The sequence below is a fragment of the Methylobacterium isbiliense genome, assembly GCF_022179325.1.
Taxonomy (GTDB): domain Bacteria; phylum Pseudomonadota; class Alphaproteobacteria; order Rhizobiales; family Beijerinckiaceae; genus Methylobacterium; species Methylobacterium isbiliense.
The window spans coordinates 224,580-249,062 of record NZ_BPQQ01000031.1; the positions used below are offsets into that span (position 1 = coordinate 224,580).

The 24,483-nt window shown below is 65.5% G+C and carries 21 protein-coding genes and 3 pseudogenes; 9 read left to right on the forward strand and 15 right to left on the reverse strand.

The annotated features are described in order from the left end of the window. Positions 1–20 precede the first annotated feature (20 nt). Positions 21–164: pseudogene (locus tag MFF61_RS13975) on the forward strand (IS5/IS1182 family transposase); the annotation flags it as partial. A 505-nt stretch (positions 165–669) separates the two neighbouring features. Here MFF61_RS13975 and MFF61_RS13980 read toward each other — a convergent pair. Both MFF61_RS13980 and MFF61_RS13985 read right to left on the reverse strand, forming a co-directional pair. Continuing rightward, positions 670–2,205 (reverse strand): carbohydrate porin, encoded by a 1,536-nt coding sequence (locus MFF61_RS13980; RefSeq protein WP_053080306.1) that lies wholly within the window; start codon positions 2,203–2,205, stop codon positions 670–672. 106 nt (positions 2,206–2,311) lie between these two features. Continuing rightward, the gene (locus tag MFF61_RS13985) at positions 2,312–2,791 is read right to left on the reverse strand and encodes a DUF2721 domain-containing protein (protein WP_048444058.1); all 480 of its coding nucleotides are present in this window, start codon (positions 2,789–2,791) and stop codon (positions 2,312–2,314) included. A gap of 222 nt (positions 2,792–3,013) precedes the next feature. On the opposite strand from MFF61_RS13985, the gene MFF61_RS13990 reads away from it, so the two are divergent. Beyond that, on the forward strand, positions 3,014–3,418 hold the full coding sequence (locus tag MFF61_RS13990; RefSeq protein ID WP_048444049.1) for a flagellar basal body rod C-terminal domain-containing protein: 405 nt from the start codon (positions 3,014–3,016) through the stop codon (positions 3,416–3,418). A gap of 6 nt (positions 3,419–3,424) precedes the next feature. On the opposite strand, the gene MFF61_RS13995 is transcribed toward MFF61_RS13990, so the two are convergent. Beyond that, a complete protein-coding gene (locus tag MFF61_RS13995) occupies positions 3,425–4,960 on the reverse strand; it encodes a phospholipase D-like domain-containing protein (RefSeq protein WP_048444050.1) in 1,536 nt (511 codons plus the stop codon). Between the two features lie 225 nt (positions 4,961–5,185). Here MFF61_RS13995 and MFF61_RS14000 point away from each other — a divergent pair, with 225 nt between their 5' ends. The 3 genes and pseudogenes from MFF61_RS14000 to MFF61_RS14010 form a co-directional block, all read left to right on the forward strand. After that, complete coding sequence (locus MFF61_RS14000) at positions 5,186–5,737, forward strand: DedA family protein (RefSeq protein WP_091891680.1); 552 nt, start codon at positions 5,186–5,188, stop codon at positions 5,735–5,737. A 97-nt stretch (positions 5,738–5,834) separates the two neighbouring features. Further along, the gene (locus MFF61_RS14005; protein WP_236012820.1) at positions 5,835–6,083 is read left to right on the forward strand and encodes a hypothetical protein; all 249 of its coding nucleotides are present in this window, start codon (positions 5,835–5,837) and stop codon (positions 6,081–6,083) included. A gap of 51 nt (positions 6,084–6,134) precedes the next feature. Beyond that, positions 6,135–7,136, forward strand: a pseudogene (locus tag MFF61_RS14010) (sodium:proton exchanger); the annotation flags it as partial. Positions 7,137–7,183: 47 nt separating this feature from the next. Here the strand turns inward: MFF61_RS14010 and MFF61_RS14015 are convergent. Then, positions 7,184–7,774, reverse strand: coding sequence for a PepSY domain-containing protein (locus MFF61_RS14015; RefSeq protein WP_091891677.1), 591 nt, complete (start codon positions 7,772–7,774; stop codon positions 7,184–7,186). A gap of 303 nt (positions 7,775–8,077) precedes the next feature. Here MFF61_RS14015 and MFF61_RS14020 point away from each other — a divergent pair, with 303 nt between their 5' ends. Next, a complete protein-coding gene (locus tag MFF61_RS14020) occupies positions 8,078–8,479 on the forward strand; it encodes a cation transporter dimerization domain-containing protein (RefSeq protein ID WP_048447844.1) in 402 nt (133 codons plus the stop codon). A 22-nt stretch (positions 8,480–8,501) separates the two neighbouring features. Continuing rightward, positions 8,502–8,627: pseudogene (locus tag MFF61_RS14025) on the forward strand (trehalase-like domain-containing protein); the annotation flags it as partial. Between the two features lie 50 nt (positions 8,628–8,677). Here MFF61_RS14025 and MFF61_RS14030 read toward each other — a convergent pair. After that, the gene (locus MFF61_RS14030; RefSeq protein ID WP_083469524.1) at positions 8,678–9,154 is read right to left on the reverse strand and encodes a hypothetical protein; all 477 of its coding nucleotides are present in this window, start codon (positions 9,152–9,154) and stop codon (positions 8,678–8,680) included. Positions 9,155–9,566: 412 nt separating this feature from the next. Here MFF61_RS14030 and MFF61_RS14035 point away from each other — a divergent pair, with 412 nt between their 5' ends. Continuing rightward, entirely contained in the window at positions 9,567–9,851 is a 285-nt protein-coding gene (locus MFF61_RS14035) for a hypothetical protein (RefSeq protein ID WP_157080868.1), read from the forward strand. Positions 9,852–10,048: 197 nt separating this feature from the next. Here the strand turns inward: MFF61_RS14035 and MFF61_RS14040 are convergent, their stop codons facing one another. The 5 genes from MFF61_RS14040 to tnpC form a co-directional block, all read right to left on the reverse strand. Continuing rightward, complete coding sequence (locus MFF61_RS14040; protein WP_091891686.1) at positions 10,049–11,548, reverse strand: carbohydrate porin; 1,500 nt, start codon at positions 11,546–11,548, stop codon at positions 10,049–10,051. A 203-nt stretch (positions 11,549–11,751) separates the two neighbouring features. Next, the gene (locus tag MFF61_RS14045; protein ID WP_048447846.1) at positions 11,752–13,227 is read right to left on the reverse strand and encodes an efflux transporter outer membrane subunit; all 1,476 of its coding nucleotides are present in this window, start codon (positions 13,225–13,227) and stop codon (positions 11,752–11,754) included. 157 nt (positions 13,228–13,384) lie between these two features. After that, positions 13,385–13,612 carry a hypothetical protein gene (locus MFF61_RS14050; RefSeq protein WP_048447847.1) on the reverse strand — a complete coding sequence of 76 codons (228 nt, stop codon included), beginning with the start codon at positions 13,610–13,612 and terminating at the stop codon, positions 13,385–13,387. A gap of 1,123 nt (positions 13,613–14,735) precedes the next feature. Then, positions 14,736–15,104: a hypothetical protein gene (locus MFF61_RS14055; RefSeq protein ID WP_083469526.1), complete on the reverse strand. Its 369-nt coding sequence runs from the start codon at positions 15,102–15,104 to the stop codon at positions 14,736–14,738. Positions 15,105–15,392: 288 nt separating this feature from the next. Further along, on the reverse strand, positions 15,393–16,673 hold the full coding sequence (gene tnpC, locus MFF61_RS14060) for an IS66 family transposase (RefSeq protein WP_048447848.1): 1,281 nt from the start codon (positions 16,671–16,673) through the stop codon (positions 15,393–15,395). Positions 16,674–16,889: 216 nt separating this feature from the next. On the opposite strand from tnpC, the gene flgB reads away from it, so the two are divergent. Continuing rightward, a complete protein-coding gene (gene flgB / locus MFF61_RS14065; protein WP_210329328.1) occupies positions 16,890–17,288 on the forward strand; it encodes a flagellar basal body rod protein FlgB in 399 nt (132 codons plus the stop codon). A 210-nt stretch (positions 17,289–17,498) separates the two neighbouring features. On the opposite strand, the gene MFF61_RS14070 is transcribed toward flgB, so the two are convergent. The 5 genes from MFF61_RS14070 to MFF61_RS14090 all read right to left on the reverse strand — a co-directional run bounded on the left by MFF61_RS14070 (position 17,499) and on the right by MFF61_RS14090 (position 24,091). Then, the gene (locus MFF61_RS14070; RefSeq protein WP_083469527.1) at positions 17,499–18,227 is read right to left on the reverse strand and encodes a class I SAM-dependent methyltransferase; all 729 of its coding nucleotides are present in this window, start codon (positions 18,225–18,227) and stop codon (positions 17,499–17,501) included. Next, positions 18,221–18,547: a hypothetical protein gene (locus MFF61_RS14075; RefSeq protein ID WP_135419748.1), complete on the reverse strand. Its 327-nt coding sequence runs from the start codon at positions 18,545–18,547 to the stop codon at positions 18,221–18,223. The genes MFF61_RS14070 and MFF61_RS14075 overlap by 7 nt, the downstream gene beginning before the upstream one ends. Positions 18,548–18,903: 356 nt before the next feature. Next, positions 18,904–19,419 carry a hypothetical protein gene (locus tag MFF61_RS14080; protein WP_048447850.1) on the reverse strand — a complete coding sequence of 172 codons (516 nt, stop codon included), beginning with the start codon at positions 19,417–19,419 and terminating at the stop codon, positions 18,904–18,906. 115 nt (positions 19,420–19,534) lie between these two features. Beyond that, positions 19,535–22,792: an efflux RND transporter permease subunit gene (locus MFF61_RS14085; protein WP_048447851.1), complete on the reverse strand. Its 3,258-nt coding sequence runs from the start codon at positions 22,790–22,792 to the stop codon at positions 19,535–19,537. A 15-nt stretch (positions 22,793–22,807) separates the two neighbouring features. Next, a complete protein-coding gene (locus MFF61_RS14090; protein ID WP_048447873.1) occupies positions 22,808–24,091 on the reverse strand; it encodes an efflux RND transporter periplasmic adaptor subunit in 1,284 nt (427 codons plus the stop codon). Between the last annotated feature and the right edge of the window lie 392 nt (positions 24,092–24,483).

Sequence of the window (24,483 nt, forward strand, 5' to 3'; positions counted from 1 at the left end):
GGCTCGGGTCGCGATCAGCGCATGTCGAGCGCGCCTTCGCCTGGATGGCCCGCTTCCGCCGGCGGGCCATCCGCTACGAACGGCGCGCCGACCTCCATCTCGCCTTTACCACCGTCACCTGCGCCCTCATCTGCCGCAAACAGGTCAAACGGTTTTGTCCCTGACTTTAATTGACCAAGAGCGCGAGACGGTTCAAACTATGAATTGCTAGGATTTTAGGCAGTGATCAGACATGTTGTGTCGATGGTTGCTGATTTTGTTGGCGTCGAGCGTCTCTGCCGAAGCGCACCCCAGCGCTTCGCAAGGTGACGTGGGCACACCGCAGACGCTCACCGAACCCGTGTACGTCAGGCCTATCTATGGCGCCTATCGCCGGTGCGGAGGCGCCTGCCTCAAGAGCGGGTTGCTGACGTGGTTCTGTGGGACAAAGACGATCTGCATTCTCAACTGCGCGACTGGCCCCCCCGCCAGGCGCTGCGCGTCACGTTGAGCCGCTTCGACGCTCTACTGAAAAGAAGTGCGTGACCCGCGGGAGCGAAATATCCTGAAATTAAAAAATGACAGCCTGGAGTAGCTTGCGCCACTAACCCCAACCAGAAAAGTCTCTTAAACTCCAAGGTCAACACGGCCATCCGGTCGGCTTCGATCCTGTTCGAAATCATGTCGGCTTCAGAACTGTGCACGCAGCCGTGTCCCGAAGATAAAGGCCGGCCCACGATCCCGATTGTATCCGGGGCTTACTACGATCTGACTGTCGAACGTCAGTCGTATAGAAGGCGCCAGCGGCAAGCTGTAGTAAGCTTCGACGATCCTCTCGGCCCCAGGGTGGGGCAATCGACCGTCCCCGACGAGGATGCCGAGTCCTCCGGCATCGAAGTAGGCTTGATGCGGGCGGGTGATACCGTTGATGACGCCGGCTAATCCCACGGTGTCCGATGGGCGTCCCCAACGCTCACCCGCGATCGACAATCCCGCTGCCAAGGTTCTATCGACGTCGGTGAACTCGTACGGCTCAACATTTCCGTCGGCCAAGCCGCATCGGACGAACATACCGACGTCGGGCAAGATCTGCTGTTCGAGGTTGAAGCTGAGCCCTGGGCGGCTGCGGTAGCGGCGGACGGTCGCCACATCCGCGGGCCCGCCCGTCACCATTGCCAGACGAACCGCGTCGTCGAAGCGACCCATGCGGCCGCGACTGAGAAAGCCGGTGACCTTGATCTTGCCGGGTCGTCCCCAAAGTTCATGCCTCCGTTCGATCTCGAGAACGGCTTGATTTTGATTGAAACCTGGGTCCAGATCCTTGCTGTTGGGGACAATAGAGAGGTCGAAAAAGCCCGCGCGGAACACCCAGGCGTCCTGGTACCACTCTGCTGCGGCGCCGACCGTATAGCCCCACGCATTCGCAGCGTAATCGAATGTGCCGGTGTCAATAAGGGCCCAGTTGAGGAAGTCGGTTCGTGGGTCGTGGGCGTACCTGTTGGTGTCGAAGACATCAGCGACGCTGAACTTCCCTAACGTCAGCACGATCCTGTCGGCCTGCCGCGACCCGCCGAGCTGGTTCAGATCTGGATCGACCCTCTCGGTTTCGCCTCCCAAGCCGATTATCTGGCGGATGAAAGCGCGGTGAAGCTTCACGTAGGGGGTGATGCTGCCGACCTTGTAAGCTTCCCCGTTTGGGAAACCAGCGACACCAAGCGTGGTACTGAGACCAAAACCCTGATCGACCTCCGGGTTTAACCAAATCTCTGCCCCGGGCCACAGCCGCATACCCGCGTAGAGCGTGAAATCGAAGGTCTCCTTAATCTGCCCTTTGGCGTTGAGGCTGTTCGGCCCACGGTAGGGCGAGCGAAACCGAGAATTGCCCTGTGTGACGAAGGTGGTCTGGGCGCGAATGGCCCAGTCTTCTTCGACGAAAGCATCTGACACCGGAGCGTCCGAAGAGGGCGAACGCGACGTATCCTTCATCTCCGATCCGGCAGAATTCCAAACCGCGTCGCCGGTCCGAAAGATCGGGATGCTGGGTCCGCTGCCCGTGGTCAGCTTGAAGTCGGAGCCGCTGTCGGAAGCGTCAGCGCCGCCCTTTGCGTTGAGATGGTCGCCGAACCAATCGACGAAGGTCGGCCTCGACGGCATCGAGCGACCGAGCGGGAGGTCAGCCGTTCGACCGAACTCAACCGACATCAGCAACAGGGTCAGCGCACCCATAGCGGCTGCAGGGAGGGCGCAACACCGGGTAGGCATCGTGAATGCGGGCCCGAATTGATTAGCTGTTGCTATACCGTAAGCGGTGTGCTCAGGCCACGAGGAATGCTCAATCCGCTGCAGCAACTGCAGTGTCCTGCTGGTGCCCGACCTCAAGCCGGATGCTCCGGCTTGCCATAAGGATTTCGCACAGGAAGCCTGCAATGGCGGCGATCGTGAAGGCCAGAGCCAGTCCAAAACAACCGTAGAGCACCGTCTCCGTTGTCGCGTTCCTCAACTCGCCGATGAAAAGCACCATGGCTGCGATGCCCGTCAGGAACCCCGCCAAAGCCACGAGGCACACAGCTCCGTCGAGCAGGAGGGATCTCCGCTGCAATTGCGACAGCTGACGCGCCAGCCTTTTGGTCTCGCGGGAAGGCCCCTTCTTAAGATCCTGGGAGAGGTCACGGACTTGGTCCCCGATCCGGCCGTGGCGCGTTGCGAAAACGTTGAGCAAGGTCGCCAGGGCCGAGAGTAGAAAGATCGGGGTCAAGGCGACTTGGATGATGTGAGACAGATTGTCGAGGGCAACAGCAGTCGGATTTGGCATGCCGAGGCTCATAGGCAAAGCAGGCCTTGGATACCAGGGCCGATCGCGGGCGGTTTGACGCTTCGCCACGTGCAGCCCTGCAGAGCGCGGTCGCGACGCCATCCACTGAACCAACGCGCCGTGATTAACCGGCCATTAACCGCAATCCCTAACCCTTCCTTCAGGATTTTGCGAGTCGCGCCGGCATCGATCGTCCGCTCGCCGGATCAGGGGAGAGAACAGATGGCCGGGAGCGAGGGCGTCTCTGGATCCGCCATTGCGGCGGCAGGCCTGCGGGTGCAGCAGGGCCGCCTGCGCGTCATGACCGAGAACCTCGCCAACGCAAACAGCACCGCGAGCACGCCCGGCGGCGACCCCTACCGGCGCAAGATCGCGGTGTTCGAGCCGGTCGGGGCCGATGCCGAGCCGACCGGTCGCGTCGTGCGCGACACCAGCCCGTTCCGCTCAATCTCCAGCCCCGGGCACCCCGCTGCCGACGCGCAGGGCATTCTGAAGCTGCCCAACGTCAATCCTGCCACCGAGATGGCCGGGTTGCGCGCGGCGATGGGCGCCTACGAATCCAATCTGAAGGTGATCGCGACGCTCGACGACCTCAACAGGCGCACCGTCGACCTGCTGAAGATCTGAGGAGCGTCATTCGCTTGAGACGCCCGTTCGTTCGGCTCCGCGGCGCAGCGGATGCGCGCGGCGCCGATCGGCGAGCGCGTGCAGCACGGCTCTCCAGACCGGCTCGGGCTGCTCGGGGTCCAGAAGCTCGCCCTCGCTCAACGGCTGCACGGCTCCTGCGGCTGATGCGTCCAGGGGAACCAGTGTACGCCCGGTGTCGCAGCGTAGCGCCTCGATCGCCGCAATCAGCGAACCCGAGCGCGCCAGGGTGCGGGCGATGTCGTCCGGTGGAACACCGAGGTGCTCGCCGAGAAGCGCATCGCGCAAGCCGAGGATCTCTGCCGCGACGGCTCGATCGGTCGCATGGCCAGGCACGGCTTCGACGGCCAGATCGCATTCCGTATCGAGGCCCATCGAGCGGTTGTTCAGGTTGGACGAGCCGATCTTCAGCAGGCAGTCGTCGACGATCAGCACCTTGGCATGCACGTAGATCGGCTGCCCGGCTGCGGTCACCGGACGATAGATGCGGAAGCGTCCGAAGCGGTCCGCGCCGCGGATACGCGCCAGAACACGGCCGCGTCCCCGTCCCATGGCCGCTTCCTCGAGCCAGCCCATGGCACGCTCGGGATTGATCACGACGATCTCGGGCCCGTCCGGCTCCCTCAGACGGGATGCCATGGCCTCGGCGATGCAGCGTGCGGCGAAGTACTGACTCTCAATATAGATCGTGTGTCGCGCGGCTGCGATGGCGGCGAGGTAGAGTTGCTCGATCTCGTGCACGTTGGGGCGGCCGTGAAAGGGCGGCGCGGTCCGGGCGATCCCCACCTGCACGTCGCGCAGAAGCGGCCTCAGCCCGTCGGGCCAGGGGTCTTGCGTAGATGGACCGGGCGGCGCGATCCGCTCGCCGGTAGCATAGTGCCAGCGCTCGCGCGCAAGGTCACCGAGGGCTGACGCGGCCGCGCCGTCGACCGCGACGGTGGCGTCGTGGAACGGCGCGTAGGCGCGTCCCGACGGGCGCACCCGGCGCGTGTCCTGGTCGGCATGGTCGCGGGTGTCCCAGCGGTCGTCCGTCATGTCGATGCCGCCGCAGAAAGCGAGCGCGTCGTCGATCACCACGATCTTCTGGTGATGCGAGGCTCCGGGCGGGTGGGCACTGTCGAGCCGGAACTGGAAGCCGCGGGCCCGCATCGAGTTCAGAAGGTAGAGCGGCGTCGTGCCGCGCGCCAGCGTGCCGAGGACCCCTAAATTCCACTGCAGCACGCGGATGCTCAGCTCCGGCCGGCGCCGGCCGAGTTCGGACAGGAACGGGCCGAGTTCCTCCGGCAGGCCCGGCAGCGGGTGGTCGGGGTCGAGCTTGATGCGGGTGTCGAACTCCCAGCCGATGAACAAAACCGCGTGGCGGGCGCGCAGGAGGGCGCTGCGCAGATGCGCGAAGTAGGCGGCGGCATCCACGATTGGGGCAAAGCGCGCCGCAGGCTCGACGCGCCAGCAGGTCAGGCCGGACTGCAGCAGCTTCGCCCCGCCCGTGAGCGGGACCGATGCCGTATGGGGCGGATGATGCATCGGCGCGTTTGGTCCCCGGGATGGCGGCCCGCTGCATCGTCGCGCTGCAACAGGGCGCGGGCAGCGCTTTGGTGTCTGCGTATGAACCCGCCCCCCACTTAGTGCGTTCCCGATCCGACCTGCGGCGGCAAGGCTTCTGCAGGTGCCGCTTGCGAGGAGGTTGCGCTGGTCGACTGGATCGTAGCCGCGATCGAGCGGACCGGCTATCTCGGCGTCTTCCTGCTGATGCTGATCGACAACATCTTCCCGCCGATCCCCTCTGAGGTGATCATGCCGCTGGCAGGCTTTGCCGCGGCGCGCGGCCAGCTCAGCCTCGTCGGCGTGTTCCTCGCCGGCACGGCCGGATCGCTCTCCGGCGCGCTGGTCTGGTACGGCGTGGGGCGCTGGCTCGGACGCGAGCGCTTGCGGCGCTTCGCGGCCCGGCACGGGCGCTGGCTCACCCTGAGCCCGGCGGAGGTCGATCGGGCCGGCGCCTGGTTCGCCCGGCGCGGCGGCGTCACCGTCCTAGTCGGTCGCGTCGTCCCGGGCGTGCGCAGCCTGATCTCGGTGCCGGCCGGGGTGGCCGGTATGCCGCTCACGCCCTTTCTGGCCTACTCGGCTCTCGGCACGATCGTCTGGACCGGGCTGCTGACGGCGGCCGGCTACGGGCTTGGCGAGAACTACCGCAGCGTGGGCCGCCTCATCGAGCCGATCGGCAACGGCGTGCTGGTCCTGGCGCTCGTGCTCTACCTCTATCGTGTCGCCACCTTCGGACGCCGGAGCGGCGTTCGGGGCTGAGGCGCGGCAGAAACAGTCCTTTGCCGGCGTGATCGCGCGACGCTCGCTTCAGCGGAACGCGAACAGGCAGGCCGTGACATGACGTAGAGGAGTTCGCGTGAAACGCTTTCTGATCCTGGTTGCCGTCGCGGTCATGGCCACCCTCCCGGCCCTCCTGCTGCGCGCGACGGGCTGGCGGCCCAGCCCGGTCCTCGATGCCGCCGCCTTCGGCAGCGCCATTCTGGCGGCGGGCTTCCTGCTGTCTTGGGGAGCGGAGACGGCCGAGCAGCATATCGCGCAAGGCCTGATCCTGGCCGTGGTCGCCCTGGTGACCGTGCTGCCGGAATACGCGGTCGATCTCTATTAAGCCTACAAGGCCGGGCTCGAGGGTCCGGGGTCGCAATACGTTCATTACGCCGCCGCCAACATGACCGGCGCCAACCGGTTGCTCGTCGGCTTGGCCTGGCCCCTGATGGTGTTCCTGCATTGGACGAAGGACCGGCACCGCGCGGTCGATCTTGCCCCTGTCAATGCCGTCGAGATGGGCTTCCTGCTGCTTGCCAGCCTCTACGCCTTCGTGATCCTGTTCAAGCGCAGCATTTCCGTCGTGGATTTCGCCGTGCTCGCGGCCATCTTTGCGGCCTACGTCTGGCGCGTGCGCAACCTTCAGAAGAGCGACAATCCGGACGAGGCGGAGGAGCCGGGGCCAGCTGCCGCTCTAAACGCCTTGTCTCCCGGCCAGCAATGGGCCGCGATCGGGGCTCTGGTGGCCGTGGCCTGCGGCGTCATCCTCGCCTCGGCCGAACCCTTCGCCGAGGCCATGGTGGGCACCGGCCGGGCGATCGGGCTCAACGAGTTTCTGCTGATCCAGTGGCTGGCGCCCCTGGCCAGCGAGGCGCCGGCCATCTCGGTGGCGGTGCTGTTCGTGCTGGCCAACCGCGCCGGCGACGGGCTGATCGCCATGATCAGCGACAAGATCAACCAGTGGACGCTGCTCGTCGGCATGCTGCCGCTCGCCCTGAGCGTCGGCGCGGGCGCGATGAGCCCCCTGCCGCTCGATGCGCGCCAGGGCGAGGAGTTCTTCCTGACAGCGGCCCAGTCGCTGCTCGGCATCGCGCTCCTGCTGCGCCTGCGCCTCGGCCTCTGGTCCGCGCTGGCTCTGGCCGGGCTGTTTGCCGTGCAGGTCGGGCTCGCCTTCGTCTACCGCAACGACGAGGCGCGCACGATCGCGACGCTGACCTGGCTCGCCTGGGTCTATCTCGGCCTAGCCGGCCTTCTGTTCCTGATCAACGGACGCCGCCTTGTGGCCTTGGTGCGCAGCGCTCTCACCGGTCAGCCGTCTGAGGATCTCTCGGATGGCACACGAACCGACCTGGAGCCATCGGCAGACGAGAGCCGCGTCCCGTCTACGGCCCGCTGATCGGAGCGGTCCGGGCGGAGCCGACAACTCCGCCCAGCCCTGCCGACCTACTTGCTCGGCATGATCTTTCCGTCCGCCCCGACCCTGATCTTCTGCGACTGGCTGCCGGTCATCACCGTGATCTTGTACTGCACGCTGCTGGCCTCACGCTCGACCTCGGCCTCGGCCGCCTTGCCGCCTGCCTTCTGCTCGGCGGTCGCGACCGCCTGCTTCAGGCTCGTGGGGGCGTTCTGCACGTCGGACGGCTTCAGGCGGATGAAGTAGCTCTCGATCGGGTGGTTGTCGCTCTTGGTCACCTGCCCCGTGGTCGCGTCGATGTGGTGGTCGGTGAGCTTACCATCGCTGCCGAGCACCTTGATTTCAAAGTACGGTTTGCCGTTCCCGCTCTCGAAGTCCGCCTCGATCGCGCGACCAGGTCCCTTGCTCTCGGCCGTGTCGAGCGCCTGGGCGAGCGAGACCTTGGCGGTCTGCAAACCTTCGTGCTCACGCTCCTTGTGACCGGTCGTGCCGTGGGCAGGTTGCGCAGCACCCGGAGGGGCAGCCGCAGGGGCCGGCGCCTGGGTAGGCGGGCTCGTCTGGGCCGCAGCAAATCCGGAAAGGAAGAGGAGCGGAGCGAGGGAAAGGGCGATCCGGGACATGGCGTCTCCTGTAGCTTGGTGGGCAGCCGCAAAGCTGTGCGGCCTTAACGCAGGAGTGATTGGACGGTTCGCGACGGCGGCTCTCCCGTGCAACGTTGGACGCAAATCCGGCTTGGCGGCACTCTACGCTCTGCTGTGCGTTCAGACTTGGATCCGGTGTCGGGGGCAGTTCCGAGCGCGAGCACGGCCGGCGACACTGCGACAAGCCGGGCTGGTGAGGAAGGCGGTTGCAGGCGTACCATGGCGTGGATCGCACCCGCCAACCCGAACGCTGCTGAGGAAGGTTCGTCCGTGAGATCGCAGATGCCGAATGCCTACCACCACGCCCCCGTTGCCGGCCTCCTCATGCTCGCTCTGGCCGCACCTGGAGCGCAGGCACAGGGCGCGCGGGCTCAACCGCTGGATGCCTACGAGGCTGCGCACGGCGTCAAGGGCTCGCAAGTCGCGTCATTGATCACGCGCATCGTCGAGCGCCAGTTGCTGGCGATCCCGGGCGTGCGCTCCGTCCACGACCTGCACGTGCGCTCGATCAGCTCTGGCATCGACGCCATGAGCGCGCATGTCGTCGTGACCGACATGGCCGAGGCCGCGCGCATCCTCAAGGCGGTGCAGCAGGTCATGGCGGCCGAGTTCGACACGCGCCACGTCACCGTGCAGGTCGAGAACGAGGTCCTGCAGGAAGAGGAAAAGGTCCGGAAGACCTGAGTGCCTATCGCAGGCCACGGCCATGCCTTCCCGGATCGAGGACTATGCCCTGATCGGCGGCTGCGAGGCGGCCGCGCTCGTGGCGCGCGACGGCTCGATCGACTGGCTGTGCTGGCCGCGGTTCGACGCGTCCGCGTGCTTTCCAGCATCATAATTTGATCAAGTTCGCTTGACCGTACGCTGAGGCTCTGCCGAGGTCTAGTCGCAGACGCGAACCCGGCGGATGTAGGTTCCGCCATAAGCTCCGATGAAGCGCCGCCGCACGAGGTGACAGTCACCGCCGTAATAGGCCGGATAACCATACCCGTAAGCCGCAGGGTAGCCGTATCCGTAGTAGGCCGGGCTCGCGGCCAAAGCTCCGAGCGCAAAACCACCGAGCAGACCCGCTGCACCGTAACCGAAGTGGCCGTGGCGACGGTAGCCATAATGGCCTCCATAGCCCCCGTGCCCACCGTAGTAGCCATGGCGCAGCCCATGACCACCGAACCCGCCGTGACCACCGAACCCGCCGTGACCACCGAACCCGCCGTGACCACCGAACCCGCCATGACCACCGAACCCGCCATGACCGCCATGGTGCTGCGCAGCTGCCGGGATAGATCCCACAAAGCTACCGGTCAGCAACGCAAGCGCGGCGTAACCGGTGATACGGGCCACTCTGAACCTGACGTGCATGGCACATTTTCCTCATTGAGCATCACCCAGGGACATAGGTCATCTGCCGGATGGTAGCTCGCCGCACCCCTCTTGAGCAGGCCTGGGCAGTCGTGAATTAACGGCGGTGGCGCAGCAAGGTTCCCAGGGGTAGGAGTGGGGCATTGTGCCGATGCTTGGCTTCTGATCGAGTATCGTTGAACTATCATCGGGCGCAAATGGTCGTGGCTTGAGCGACACTCAAACTTCAGCTCGGGCAAGTGCTGGCGGGAGAGTGAGTCGCAGCTTGGCGATTCGTGACGTACAACGATGTCGGACAAACTGACGGCATAGCGGTCGCGCATGTGGCGCTGAGCACAAGACCAATGGCGCAGAGTCGGTCTCACTGATTCCGGCTTTGGGTCTTGAGGCAAAAATGTTCAGGATAATGCTGATGCGCTGCAAGCTCTCAAAGCACATCGTTGCCGCCGTGGCTCTCGCTGGCCTGACCGCCGTGCCCACGAACAACCTGGCAGCATCTTTAGATCTCGGCATGCTGACGCGATTGCTCGCGCCGGCCGGTCTCATGCTGATGGTGGGAAATGTCTGCGCCGCGCGCGATCCCTCCTTCCTGGCCGAGACGGCCGGCAAGCGGGGAGACCTTCGCTTCTACGCGCAGGAGGTGAAGAACGAAGTGTCAGCCAAGGGATCCCCGAGGATGAGGTCCTGCTCGTCCTGAGACAAGCGGCCGATGTCGCCAAGGCAACCGCGCTGACGGCCATCGAAGACTTACACTCCGACAACCCGGACGCCGAGCTGTCCGCCACCAATGGCTGGTGCGACACGATCGTGAGATCCCTCGTGTTGACACCCTGGGCTGCCTGGACTCGCCGACGACATCATGCGCGCACGACGAATCGGCATCGCAAGTGCCGTTCAGTAGCGGATTGTCGCGCGCAGGCCAAACACGGCCGCATTCCGGATCCGCCGCCCGTACGGGTCGCGCGGATTAGCGATGCCGCCACTTGGCCGGAACACGTACTGGAAGTCCGGCTGCACGGTAACGCCGGGCCCGAGGATGGCTTGGTAGCTGACCTCCAGCAAGGCCTCGCTGCTGCGCCTCGGGCTAGGCGCGCCACCGAACAGAAGGGTGTCGCGATCAAATCCTCGAGCGCTCTTCGAGATGCGCTCGACAGCAAAAGCTATGCCGATCGTATCGTCCGAACGGCCGGGCAGCAGACCCTTATAGCCGATCCCGGCATCGAGGTAGAGGTCGAGCAGATTGCGACCCGAGGGCGAACCGGACAGGCGCACGAACACGCTGGCGCCATCGTTCGGGTCGTCGGGCTCCCGGTAGATGGTCTGATCGACGATGCCGTAGATGCCACTATTGCCCCGGAAGCGGCGCGCAAGGCCGCTGCTGGATGGGTTCGCAAGCGAGCCTCCGCTCCGATCGAAGCGTGGGCTGCCGAAGCGACCGAAATGATGCCAGCCGCCGAGCGTCACGGTGCCCGGCTCGACGTTGTCGTCGGCCTCGAGGCCGTAGGCATACGCGGCCTCCGCGATCACCAGGGCAGGGTCGTTCGTGCGGAAATTCGTGCCGGTGCGGTTGCGCCGCTGCGGATCGGGGCGGTTGTCGGGGCGCAGCGGTCCCGCCGGGTCACCATCGTAGATGCCGGCTTGCAGCGAGAAATTCCGGTTCGGCACGTACTTCGCCCGCACGGCCGGAACGGCAAGCGGATAGATCGGTCCGCCGCTCGGAATGACGGAGGCCATGATGTTGGGCCAGCCGAAGGTCGAATTGAGGAACAGGGTTCCGGTTTGGCTGACCGCGAACTCCGTGTCGGTCGCGAGTTGGCCGACCCTGATCCCGAGTTGGCCGTCGAAAAACCTCTGCTCGACCCAGAGTTCGTAGAGGCGCGAGGATGGTAGCGCCTCGATCGCGCTGACCGACATGAAGTTGTTGACGAAATAGCGTGACAGGCCGGTGCCGTGAATCTGGTAGAGGTTGGTGTGGAAAGCCGCGCCGTGCCAACCCATCAGGGTGTCCAGGTCGGCATCGAACTGGAAGTCGAGACGGCCCGCGGCGATGCCGCCGCGCCGTGCGCCGCCGGTGACGTTGCCGAAGCTCTCGCCGACATAGGTGAGGCTATACGCGATACCCCTCGTCCTCAGGAAGCTGCGGGCACCAAATGGATCGCCGTACGGCTCCAGCGGATCCTGGATCGAGGTGTTCAGGTTAGCGGAAGGCCTGGCCGAGAAGTCGGGCTGCGCCACCGAGGTCTGGGGATCGTTGCCGGCACCCCCGGGTCGGCCACGGAAGTTCGGTTCGAACGCGATCCGTGCCGCCTCCTCGGGAGGCGTTTGGGCCCATGCCGCCTGGGTAGCCATAGCCAGGGCCAGCCATAGGACGAGGGGACGCTGCAAGGGCTGCATGGGGACGATCATTCTTGGGACACACGCCGCCGGCGCAGGGCAGATCCTCATGCATAGCCCCACTTTGATGACGCTACGCCAGTCGCTGGTCTGCCGTCCCGCACCAGTATCTTGAAGCTCATCGCCTCGGGCGCACCACCTGATCTCCTGCCTTACGGTCAAGATTTGCCGCCCAAGAACGCGATGCACAAATGGCCGAGGGCTCACTCGTCTACGCGCAGGGGTTGCCCGCTGTCGACTGGCAGGCGAGCCGCGATGACCTCCTGCCGCGTCGGCAGACTGCGCGTGTCCCAGCCACCCCCTAAGGCCCGGATCAGCGCAATGGCCGTGGTGAAGCGGCTGGCCTGGACCTGCAGTGCTGCGACGCGGTTGCTCAACTCCAGCGCCTGCGCGGTCACCACCGTGGTGTAGTTTTGTGTGCCCGCCCGGTACTCGTTGAGCGCGATCTCCACGGCGCGGCTGGCGGACGCCACGGCAGCCTGCCGCACCACCTGCTGCCGTGCCAGAATGCGCACTCCTGCCAAGCCGTCCTCAACCTCACGGAACGCCGTCAGCACCGTCTGCCGGTACATCGCGACGGCCGCCTCATAGGCGGCCCGCGCCGCCTGCTGGGCGGCCGAGCGGGCGCCGCCGTCGAACAAGACCTCCGTTGCGGCCCCGGTCACCGACCAGAACTGGTTCTCGGCCGCAAACAGCGCAGCGGTCGGATCGCCGGAGAGGCCCCCTGAACCCGACAGGCTCACGCTCGGGTAGAAGGCCGCCACAGCGACGCCGATCTGCTCGCTCTGCGCCTGCACCAAGCGCTCGGCTTGGGCCACATCCGGGCGCCGCTCCAGCAGCGTCGAGGGCACGCTCACGGGTATGCTGGGCGGCCGTGCGGCGAGTTGCCCGCGTGGGATCGTGATCTCCGAGGGAGGCCGGCCGCTCAGGACCGCGATGGCATGCGCGAAGGTCGCCTGGTCCAGCTCAACCGCGATGCTCAAGGCCTCGGTTGTCTGGAGCTGGGTCTGCGCGGTGATCACGTCCGAGCGGGCGGCGACACCGGCCGCGTACTGGTTCTGGGTGATCGCTAGGCTGCGCTTGTAGCCCGCGACGGTGTCGTTCAGGAGCCGCCGGAGCGACTCCTGATAGCGCAGCTGGAAATAGTTCGTGGCGAGTTCCGCTTGGCTCGTGAGGCGCACGAGCGCGAGGCCGGCAGCGCTGGCCTGAGCGGAGGCCGTGCCGCTCTCGATCTGGCGGCGAATGCGGCCGAACAGGTCGAGCTCCCAACTGGCCGAGCCTTGCAGGGTCAGGGTGGTCTCTGCCTCGTTGCCACTCCCGGATTGCCGGATGCTGGGTGCACCGATCATGGTCGGGAAGAGCTGGGCGCGCGCCTGCCGGACCACGGCTCTGGCCTGCTCGTACCGAGAGATTGCTTGGCGCAGGGTCTGGTTGTCGACGTCGATGGCGCGGATCAGGCCGTCGAGGACCGGATCGCGGAAGACCGACCACCAGTCGCCGCGCGGGACCGCGTCGCTCGGCCTGGCCGCCCGCCAACCTGGCTCAGGGGAGCCGGAGGCTTCCTTGAAAGCCAGCGGGGTCTCGGCCGAGGGACGCGCATAGTCCGGTCCGACGAGGCAGGCCGAGGTCAGGCCGGCAAGCGTCATCGCACCGACGAGGCGCAAGCCCAGCGCACCCATCACCTGCGGGGCCGCCGGGTGGCGGCTGGCGGGTCCTGGAGGGCCCCGGTGTCGCGTGTGGACCGGCCGGGCAACCTGACAATCTCGGCCATGACGTCCAGCGTCCTCCCTTGCATCAGCGTTCCGACCGTTGAGCACGGTCCACGCGGTGTTCGCCTCAATGGCGGCGCGCCACATCGCGGTTCGCCCGGATCCAGTGGGGCGAGAGGATGTCGCCCTCTTCGGTCACGATCCAGGGCCTCGCCTCCGAGTCGTGCAGCGCGTCCACAGCCGCGGAGAGCGCCTCGCGCAAGGTTGCGAACGCCCGGCCCTGTCGGGTCTGTGCCGTCCCTGCTCCAAGCCAGATCGTCAGCTCAGCCCGTTTGTCGAGGTCGTCGGCCGTCATGCGTGGCTCCTGCCGTGTTGCGCGGAGCTAACGCCGGCAAGTGGCATCCGTTGGGCGGGCATGTTGCGGCTGTGCGTCCGGTGTGGCCGCAAGCGCGAGCTGTCCGGCGGTCGCACATTCCGTTCAGGTGCAGTTCAAAGGCGCACGCCTAGCCTGAGGACACGACGACACGATGCCCGTGCCGTTCATCAGGAGACAATGCACATGACAGATGCGCCTCGCTTCGGAGCGGCCCTGACCGCCGGTCTGTTCGCCTTGGCGGTCGGTATCGGCTTCGTGTCGCTGTCGGACCCGGCCGCCGCTCAGGGTCATGGCTATGGCCAATCCCGTGGGCACGGCGGATCCTACAGCCGCCACGGCGGCTTCGGTCGGCCCGGCTATTCCGGGGGCCATGGACGCTCTTACGGCCGCCATGGAGGTTCTGGTCGCGGCTTTGGGTATGGAGGAGGTCACAGACGCTCCTCCGGCGGCCATGGCGGTTACGGAGGACAGGGCCACTGACCCTGCTTCGCTCCCAAGCGGACCATGCGCGCCACGGTCGGCGCGACCGAGCCGGTGTTGATGAGAGCGCCCCGGAACAAGGCAGAGCGGGGAGCGTCCGGTGAAAACGTGGCACGGCCGCCCAGCATCGTCGCGACTGCCGACGTCACGGAGGCGCCTGCTAGGTCCTCGCCGTAATCCAGAGTGTATCGGGATATCCGCTCGGCGTCAGTGAGGATCGGGATCCCAATTCGAACTTGAGCGTTAGTGCTCGCGGCTAAGACTAAGGGAGGTCGTGATGACAATGAAAATGCCTACGGTTTTGCTGTTGACCGCAGCGCTTACGCTCGCACCGGCGGCAGCCATGGCTCAGCACATTGACGTCAATCCAGGCGGGGTGCAGGTGCCGGGAGGCTCACACGGGCCCCACGTCGTGGAGGAGCACCGCGATGGCGGCCACCAAGAGCGCCGGGAAGGGCGCCACGAGGAGCGTCGTGAAGGTCACGAACGTAGCACGCACCATGAAGAGCGTCACTGAGGACGGCTGATCGGGAAGTCGGCAGATATTGCCCGCGCCGCGTACGCGATGTAAAAACAAGCTTGGTACCGGTGCATCAAAATATCCAATACCTGCGAGCTGAAACTAAGTTTTTGGACCACGGAGGCGGCGATATAAAGCGCGCGCCGCGTCCATGTAGTCCTGGTCCTGATTTTTGGCGCAGAAGGCTCGCAGGAAATCTACTTGCTCCTGCAGCGGAAAGGATGGAGGCGTGAGATCAAGTCCCTCGTCCACGCCCTGAGGAGCCCGGATAAGCGCTCCGCTCATGAAGCCCTGTGCCCATGCGAAGTAATCACGCTGAAGCGCAGGATTTTCTCCTATCTCCTGATTGAAGTGGGCGCAGGTCGAGGCGCCAAGGCCAACGATCTTGACGGTATCGGCCGTAGCAGGACTTGATAACAGAATGCCAATCGCCGACGTGACGCTCAGGATCGGAATACTCGTTCGGTTCATCTCATGATCTTGAAGTGGCGTTCATCGAACGTCAACCGAAGCGCCCCGCCCCGGCCCAGGTTTTTGCCCAGCCCCGCTCGAGCGCCCCGGCATACCGTAGCGCCTCAACCGTAATATCTACGTCAAGACCTTCCCACGAACGATCGGCCGTCGAGGCGATGGCATCGCAACGGCTCACTAGAGATGTTTGGTCCCGCTGTGTGGTGATACAACTGATGCCGCATGGAGGGACGCGCTATGGGACAGGTTCTCCACGGCAGTAATTACTCACGCCCGTAGTGGCTGTGTTCAGGCGCCGACGGTCTTGAGGATGGTGCCGAAGGGGCTGGCGCCTGTGAGGCGTGCGGTATCGACGACGGTTCGGATATCGGCTTCGCCCTCGGCGGCCCACATGGCGCGGTAGCCGTTGGTCATCTTCCGCTGGACGACGGTCGGGCGCAGCAGCCGTTCCGAGCCGTTGTTGGTCGGCTCGACCTGGCCGGGATGGGCGAGGAAGACCAGAAGTTGGTCGCGGGCGCGGCCGATCTTGGCCTGCAGACCGCGCGTCAGGTCGCAGCGGCTTGGTTCGGCGAGGATGGCGCCGAGCTGCCGCTCCAAAGTTCGGCGCTTGGCGGCCCGCGTCGAAGTGGCCAAGTCGGTGACGCGCTCGGCCAGCGCGAACACGGATTGCAGCCAGAGTTGCAGGCGCCAGGGCACAGGGTCGTCGCTGGTCTCGACGACGTAGGCGACGTCGCGGGCGAGATGGGCGAGGCAGGTCTGGTGCTGGGCCGCATGGCCCTGCTGGGCGGTGTAGCGGTCCGAGATCCAGACCGAGGGCCGGTGCCCATCCATCATCGCCCGCACCACGACGGCGCCCCGCGTCGGGGAGGCCGTGTGCACCACCGCGTCAGTCGAGTGGAAGACCCAGTGGTAGGCGTTGCTGCCTTGGATGCCCACGCCGGTCTCGTCCGACGCAACGACGGCGGCACGGCGCAGCATCGCGACGGCGGCCTCGCGACCGGAATGGAAGCGGCCCTGCGCACGGCGGAGCAGGTTCATCAGGCCGCCCTGGCTGAGCCTCAGTCCGAACAGGTCGGACAGCGCCGCCTGCAGCCGCTCGTAGGAGAGCGCCTGGAAGGTCTTGAGATAGGTCGCCACCGCATGCAGCCGTGGCCCGAACGGGGTGTCGCGCGCCGCCTCCGGCACCGGCGCGACCATCCGTGCTCCGCAGGACGGACAGTGCACGGCAAGACGCCGATGCTGCGTCACCACCGGTGCGACCTCCGGCAGCTCGATCCGCTCAGACAGGCTGACGACCTCGGCCGACAGCTCCCTGTGAAGAGCGCCACCGCAGCACGAGCAGCGGTCGGGGCGATGATCGACCACCGCATCGGGATCGTCGGTCATGACGCGGCTGTGACCCTCGTGACCAGGCTTGGCGCCACCGGGCCTGGATTGCTCGCGCCGGTCCTTGTGATCGGTCGCCGGCGGCTTCGAGGAGGTGCGCGAGGTCTTCTCCGGTCGCTGCAGCCGCAGCACCAGCTCGATCAGTTCCTCGCGGCTCAACCGCTCAAGATCGCTGCGGCCCATCCCACGAAGGAATCAGCGAAATCCAACCTGCGCAAGAGGGTGAGGTCCACGCGATGCGAGGCGAAGCGGCACGCGCCAACTCGCGCCCGGACATACCCCGTGGGTAATTACCTTCAAGGCGCATCGGCAAACTCCACCAGGGCTGCCACTCGCACCAAGCTTCGCCAGCTTCGGACAAGGCTGCACTCATAGGCCTTGAAGTCCCGGAGATGCGGATTGGAGTTTGAAGTGACAGGCGTCTATCTCTTTGATCTTGTGTCGCAGCAGGCTCGCTACCTTGCGGTCCGTCAGTCCATGATTGCTGGCAATGTCGCCAACGCGAATACACCGGATTACAAAGCGCGTGACGTCCTGCCCTTCGCCGAAGTCATGGCCCGCACGGCTACGGCTAGCCTGTCGACGACAGCAAGCGGCCACCTGAACGCAGCAGACCCACCATTTAGCGCAACGAAGATCAAGGCTTCCGATGCCTGGGACGCGCTTTCGACCTCAAGCTCCGTCAGCCTCGAGCAGGAAATGCTCAAGGCCAGCGAGGTCAGCCGAGACCATTCCCTGAATATAGCGATCACGAAGGCATTCGACCGCATGTTGATGTTGAGTCTGAAGGGCTCCTGACGATCTTTTCTTATCTTTCCCACAAATCTGGACAAGCGCTTTCTGAATGACCAGCGGATAAACTTGCGCGACGAACGCAGCAGCCGAGTGCGTGATGCGAGTCAGGCTCATCGGCGAGAGGCAACCAGACGAAACCAGAGCCTACCTTCCAGCCATGATTGAACTCGCACGGTATCCTTTTGAAGCGTTCACCTGCTCGACTGCATGATCTCACTGCTTCCGGCTGCGGACCAGGGCCATTCGGCCGATCCAGATGGGATGCTCCGATACGCGGCGCACGCCCGTGAAGCCCGCCTCCGACAGGAACTTCGGCCATGTCCCCGACGTATGGGATCTGGTCGCCTCCGCACCATAGAGCAGCTGGGTGATTCGCAAGATCACATCTTCTCGCGAGGCCTTCGGCCGGTCGATGTCCGCCGCTAAGACGATGCCGCCCCTTCGAACGATCCGACGAAGCTCTCGCAAGTTATTGATTTTGTCCTCCGGTTCAAGACCATGTAAATTGAGAACCAACATGGCCTTGTCGAACTGACCTGCACTGAACGGCGTTCTTCTCGCATCCTCGAACGTCATAGCTTTGTAGTTGGGTAAGTTCATGCTAGATGCGCGCTTGAACGCTTTCGCGATCCGACGCCGATTGAACTCCACCGCAGTGAATTCGGTGTCTGGGAAGCGATCCGCATAATACAATGCGCGCAAGACGCTTCCAGGGCCACAGTCGAGAATGCATTCGCCGGGCCTTGGTACGAGTGCCTCCGAAAGTGGGACATACCATTTTGGGTCATCCAGAAGACAGGCATCGACCAGCATGCGGAAAGTCCCCGAGAGCCATTGGCCACGGACTTGCCGGCTGGCCGACACCTGAGTGTGTATGAGATCGGTTTGGCTCTTGGCATACAAGAAGCCTGTCGTGCTCTTGCCAGCCTGCACCTTCAGCATTCCCGTCGGGCAGAGAAGGGCGCTCTATCGGAGCAAATTTCAACGCCGGCGTCCGAGACCAGCCTCTCGACCTTGGCCTGCATTACCTTGCTCTGCTCCTCGGCAGCCATCCGTCGGTCGCACGCCGTCCAGAGATCCTTGACCTGATCGAATAAGCCTGTGCCCGTTGAACAGCGGGGTAACTCCGTGAAGCGCAGGGTCTCGCACTGGCTGAGCACGTTTGACTCCGCGCGCCGGCTGCTGTTGCCGATCTGAACATCGTTGAACAGGGTTTGGTTTACGGTGAGCGCCGCCCCACTCGGACGTGTGGTCTGCTTCAAGCCCCTGCCGGCCAGGTTCTTTCCGCCGACGAAACCCCTATGCCGGCCTGGACGGCCACGGTCGGGCGGTAGCCTGCCCGCACCCAGGCCATGGTCTCGTCGGTCGCCCGCACACCCGCGCAGCCCGTATTGGCCTGCGGATTGACACTGTAGACCCGCACGAGCGCTCTCCAGCGTCTCGGCCCGAACGCAGATGGCCGCTGCCCCGATCGCCGTCAGCGCGGCTAATCCCATGGCAACGGGCCGATGCCTCACCGGCAGCCCGTCTGGCACGAGCAATGCGCTCTGGAGGTGGCAATCGTCCTCCCTCTGCGAACTCGGGGCATGCGAACCGGTTCGGCGAGGCGGCATAGGCATCATGGGGTCGTCGCCTTGTGCAAGGCGGAGGTGTGAACGGTGGCAGGATGGCCCGCGCCGGCTTCGTGCGCCGCGGAGCATTTTTCGTACTGATCGCCGGTGGCGATCATGATCAGCCGCTTGCGGCCGCCATCGACGGAACGAACTGCCAGGAGCGTGTGTCCGCCGGACCAGACCACAGTCTCCGGTCTACCATCCTTGACGGGTTCGCCGTGGCGCCGGACCCCTTCCTGGTAGATGGGCTCGTAGCGTGCGGAGAGTTCGGCTTCCGGGAAGTCTCGGCTGACCCAGATGACCTGCTGCAGGCCTTCGTCCCGGCAGATCTCAAGGACGACCTGCTGCGTGTCCGGCCCGGAAGCCGGCGGCTGCCCATGAAAGTAGAACAGGGCCGTGATGTTGGCCTCCCGATCCGCCATAGACGGCTTCGGCACCGTCGTCACAGGCCCCCAGGACAACCCAAATGGAGCCTCCGCGGCCTGCGCCAAGGCCGTGCTGCCCAGCGAGAGCAGTGCCATCGCGAAGATGGGGCGGATCCCTCTCGAACCCGCCCGGCCTTCTGATGCGGCACGGTCCGGACCGGATCTGTGACTTCGCCCAAGACGTAGGGGCTTCTGAGGGGACATGATCGCCTCACTCCGCGGCCGGCCTGAGCGGCGGATAGGCGCGATCCCTGGTCGCGTCCTTCACGGAGGATTTCGGGGTCTCCTTGCCGCCGAAGCGCGCGTAGAGCGCCGGCAGCACGATAAGCGTCAGTAGGGTCGCGCTGATCAGGCCGCCGATGACCACGGTGGCGAGCGGCCGCTGCACCTCAGCCCCCGTCTCAGTAGCCAAGGCCATCGGCACGAACCCGAGCGAGGCGACCAGAGCGGTCATCGCCACGGGCCGCAATCGGGTCATGGCGCCCTCCAGGATCGCCTCGCGCTTCGGCCGCCCCTCGGCGATGAGCTGCTTGATGAAGGTCAGCATCACGAGGCCGTTGAGCACCGCCACGCCCGACAGGGCGATGAACCCCACCGCGGCCGGGACGGAGAACGGCATGCCGCGCAGCCACAAGGCCGCGATGCCGCCGGTCAGCGCCAGGGGCACCGCGCTGAACACCAGGAGCGCGTCCCGCGGTGAGCCAAGCGCCGAATAGAGCAACAGGAAGATCAGGAAGAAGCAGACCGGAACCACGATCATCAAGCGCTGCCGGGCCGAGGCGAGGTTCTCGAACTGCCCGCCCCAAGCAACATAGTAGCCGGCCGGCAGCTGCACCTGTTGCGCAACCTTGGCCTGCGCCTCGGCCACGAGCGAGCCGATATCGCGCCCGCGCACGTTGGCGGTCACGACGACGCGGCGTTTGCCGTTCTCGCGGCTGATCTGGTTCGGCCCCTCCGTGACGGAAAAGCTCGCCACCTGCTTCAGCAGCACCGAGGCGGCCCGCCCGTTCGGGCCGGGCGGGAGCGCGACGGGCAGGTTCTCCAGCGCCTCGCGATCCTCGCGGACCTTGTCGGTCAGGCGCACCACGATGGGAAAGCGCCGGTCGCCCTCGAACACCACGCCGGCTTCCCGCCCGCCAATCGCCGCGCCGATCACCTCCTGGATCGCCCCCGTGCTGAGGCCTAAGCGCGCGGCCTCAGCCTTGTTGATCCTGATCTCCAGGAAGGGCAGGCCCTGCGTCTGCTCGACCTTGACGTCCTCGGCGCCCGCCGTCCCCTTCAGGATGGCCGCGATCTGGTTGGCCACCTTGAGCATCGGCTCGAACTCCTCGCCGAACACCTTCACGGCGAGGTCGCCACGGGTACCGGCCAGGAGCTCGTTGAAGCGCAGCTGGATCGGTTGCGAGAACTCGAACACGTTGCCGGCCAAGGCGCCGGCGGCTTTCTCAATCTGCTCCTGCAGCTCGGCCTTGGACAACTCTGGGTCCGGCCACTCCTCCTGGGGTTTGAGGATCACGAAGGTGTCCGAGGAGTTCTGCGGCATCGGGTCGGAGGCGACCTCGGCCGTACCCGTCTTCGAGAAGACGTAGGCCACCTGCGGGAACTTCGAGACCGCCTGCTCGATCTTGAGCTGCATGGCCTGGGACTGGGACAGCGAGGTCGAGGGGATGCGCAGCGCGTTCATGGCGATGCTCTTCTCGTCGAGCGTCGGGATGAACTCCGCGCCGAGCCGGGTGAACAACACGCCGGCCCCGGCGAGCAGCAGGAGCGAGCCTAGGATGAACGCCATCGGGGCCCGCACAGCCCCGGCCAGGGCCGGGCGATACGCCGCCTTGAACCCCCGGATGATGAGGTTGTCCGTCTCGGTGACCTTGCCGGTGATCACGATGGCGATCATGGCCGGCACGAAGGTGAGCGAGAGAACGAAGGCCGCGACCAACGCGATGATGACGGTCAGCGCCATCGGCTCGAACATCTTGCCCTCGACGCCCGTGAAGGTGAGGAGCGGCACGTAGACGAGGATGATGATGGCCTGCCCGAACAGCGACGGCTTGATCATCTCCTCGGCCGAGGCCCGCACCGTGGCGAGCCGCTCCTCGAGCTCCAGCTTGCGCCCAAGTTCGTGCTGCTTCTCCGCCAAGTGCCGGAGCGAGTTCTCGGCGATGATCACGGCGCCGTCGACGATGAGGCCGAAGTCGAGGGCGCCCAGGCTCATCAGGTTGGCCGAGATCTTCGCCTCGACCATGCCGGTCATGGTCATCAGCATGGCGACCGGGATGACCAGCGCCGTGATGATGGCGGCTCGGATATTGCCGAGCAGCAGGAACAGGATGACGATGACGAGCGTCGCGCCCTCGGCGAGGTTCCGGGCCACCGTCTTGATGGTGGCCTCGACCAGCAGCGTCCGGTTGAGGACCGTCTGCACCTCGATCCCGGGCGGCAGCGACTTGCGGATCTCGTTCATCTTGGCGTCGACGGCCGCCGCCACCGTGCGGCTGTTCTCGCCGATCAGCATCAGGGCCGTGCCGACGACGACTTCCCGGCCGTTCTCGCTGCCCGAGCCGGTGCGCAGGTCACGTCCGATCCGCACCTCGGCGATGTCGCGGATGCGCACCGGAACGCCGCCGCGGGTGGTGACGACGACGTTGGCGATCTCGTCCATGCTCTCCAGGCGTCCGGCCGCGCGCACGACATAGCCCTCGCCGTTGTCCTCCAGGTAGCGCGCACCCTGGTTGGCGTTGTTGGCCTGGAGCGCCCGGGCGACGTCGCCGAACGAGAGGTCGAGGGCGGTCAGCTTCGCGGGATCGGGCTGGACGTGGTACTGCTTCTCGTAGCCGCCGATGCCGTCGACGCCGGCCACGCCCGGGACGGTCTTGATCTGAAGGCGGATGATCCAGTCCTGGATCGTGCGGAGATAAGCTGATCTCTCCAGCTCGGTCGTGAGGCGCTGCCCCTCCGGGGTCAGGTAGCTGCCGTCGGATTGCCAGCCCGGCTTACCGTCGAGGACGGGCGCTTTCTCGCCGGCTTTCTTGTAGTTCACTGTCCACATGTAGATCTCGCCCAGGCCAGTCGAGACCGGGCCCATCTGCGGCTCGGCCCCGGGCGGCAGGTCACTCTTGACCTGGTTGAGGCGCTCGGCGACCTGCTGCCGGGCGAAGTAGATGTCGAGCTTCTCGTTGAAGACGGCGGTGACCTGCGAGAAGCCGTTGCGCGACAGCGAGCGGGTGTATTCGAGCCCCTTGATGCCAGCGAGCGCGGTCTCGACCGGGTAGGTGACCTGCTTCTCGATGTCGACGGGTGAGTAGGAGGGCGCGACCGTGTTGATCTGCACCTGGTTGTTGGTGATGTCCGGCACCGCGTCGATGGGCAGCTTGGTCAGCGAGAACACACCGAAGCCGGCGGCGAGCAGCGACAGCAGCACCACGAGCCAGCGCTGGTGGACCGAGAAGTCGAGGATGCGACTGATCATGGCGAGCGTCCCGTCTCAGTCGTGGTGCTCGGCTTCGCCCTTGCCGAGCTCAGCCTTGAGGAGGAAGGTGTTCTTAACGGCGATCTCCTCACCCGGGGTCAAACCGGCAATAATCTCGACCGACTCATCGTCCGATTTGCCCGTTTTGACATCACGTCGCTCGAAGCCGTCCGCGGTGCGCACGAAGGCGACCTTCTCATTACCCATGCTCTGGAGTGCGTCGCGGGGCACCTTCACCTTGGCGCTGTCCTGGCCGACCTGGATTTCGGCCGAGACGAAGGTGCCCGGCCGCCAGCTGAAATCCTGGTTGGGCAGCGCCGCGATCACGCGGGCCGAGCGGGTCTCAGCGTTCAGGATCGGGCTGACGAAGATGATCTTGCCCTTTGCCCGCTGGCCCGCATCCTCGTCTCGGGGGGCGATCAGAACCTCCGCGCCTTCCCGAACCTTGGCGAGATCCGTGGTCGGCACCGCGAGCTCTACCCAGACTGTGGAGAGGTCGGCGACTGTGTAGAGGTCGGCCGGGTCACCCTGACCGCCCACCGTCGTCCCGACGTCGACCTTGCGCTCAACGACGCGTCCAGTCAGCGGCGAGCGCAACTCGTATCGACGCAGGCTCGACTGGTTCGGGGTAGCCTCATCCCGCTTCTGCGCCGCCGCAACCTCATCCGCGTTGAGCCCCAGAGCGGAGAGCTTCTGCCGGGCTAGGTTCAGGCGCAGCTGCGTTTCGGAATAGGTAGCTCGTGCTTGAAGGAACGTGGCCTCGGCTGAGATCCGCTTATCCCAGAGCGCCTGCTGCCGGTCGTAGTTGGTCTTCTCCAACTCGGCGCGCACCGATGCCGTCAGATACTCACTCTTGGCATCTGCCACCTCGCGGCTGTCGAGGACGGCGACGACTTCGCCCTTCTTCACGGGATCGCCCAGACGCTTGAGCATCTCCGCTACGGTGCCGACGACCCGGGCGGGGACCCGCGCGACCCGGTCGATGTCCGGCGTGATTGTGCCGGGCGCCATCAGGTGCCGTGAGAGCACACCGCCCTCGACCGATGCGACCGCGATCTCCTGGTTGGTGATCTGCTCGGGCGACATCTTGATCTGCCCCTCGGCGGCATGGTCCTCCGCCTTCTCGCCGGCCGGCTTCTCGGCTTCGGCCTTCGGAGCCGCTGGGTTTTCCGGAACGGGCTCCGTCTTCATCAGGCCCGTCGCCGCCAAGGCTCCCTGGATGACCTGAGACACGCGCGGGACGGCACCGCCGATCGCGACGCCCACCGCCAGAACTATCAAAATGAGAATGGCACGCATGACGCTGACCTCGACCGGGTCTTCGGGTGTCGACTGCGCGACGGCGCGCAGTCGATCGGTCCCAAACCCCACATGACCTCAACGCCCGGCACCTGGGTCAGGCTCGAGCGACGAACACCCACCGCAGCGGTGGGACGGGTCAGACTCGGGGCGGTCTGCGGAGCGGGGAGGCGGGACGGGAGGCGAGCGGCTCGGTCTGGACGCGATAGACGACTCTGTCAGCCGTCCGAACCGGCTCGAACGTGACCGGCTCGGCCCGCATCACTTGGTGACATCCGCAGTGAACGTGGAGCAGAATGCCCGCATCCGCTGGGTCGCTAGAGCTTGTGTGATCCGCAGCCGACTGCGACGACAGCGTCAGCAGACCATCGCTCTGGATGGGGCTCGGTGCC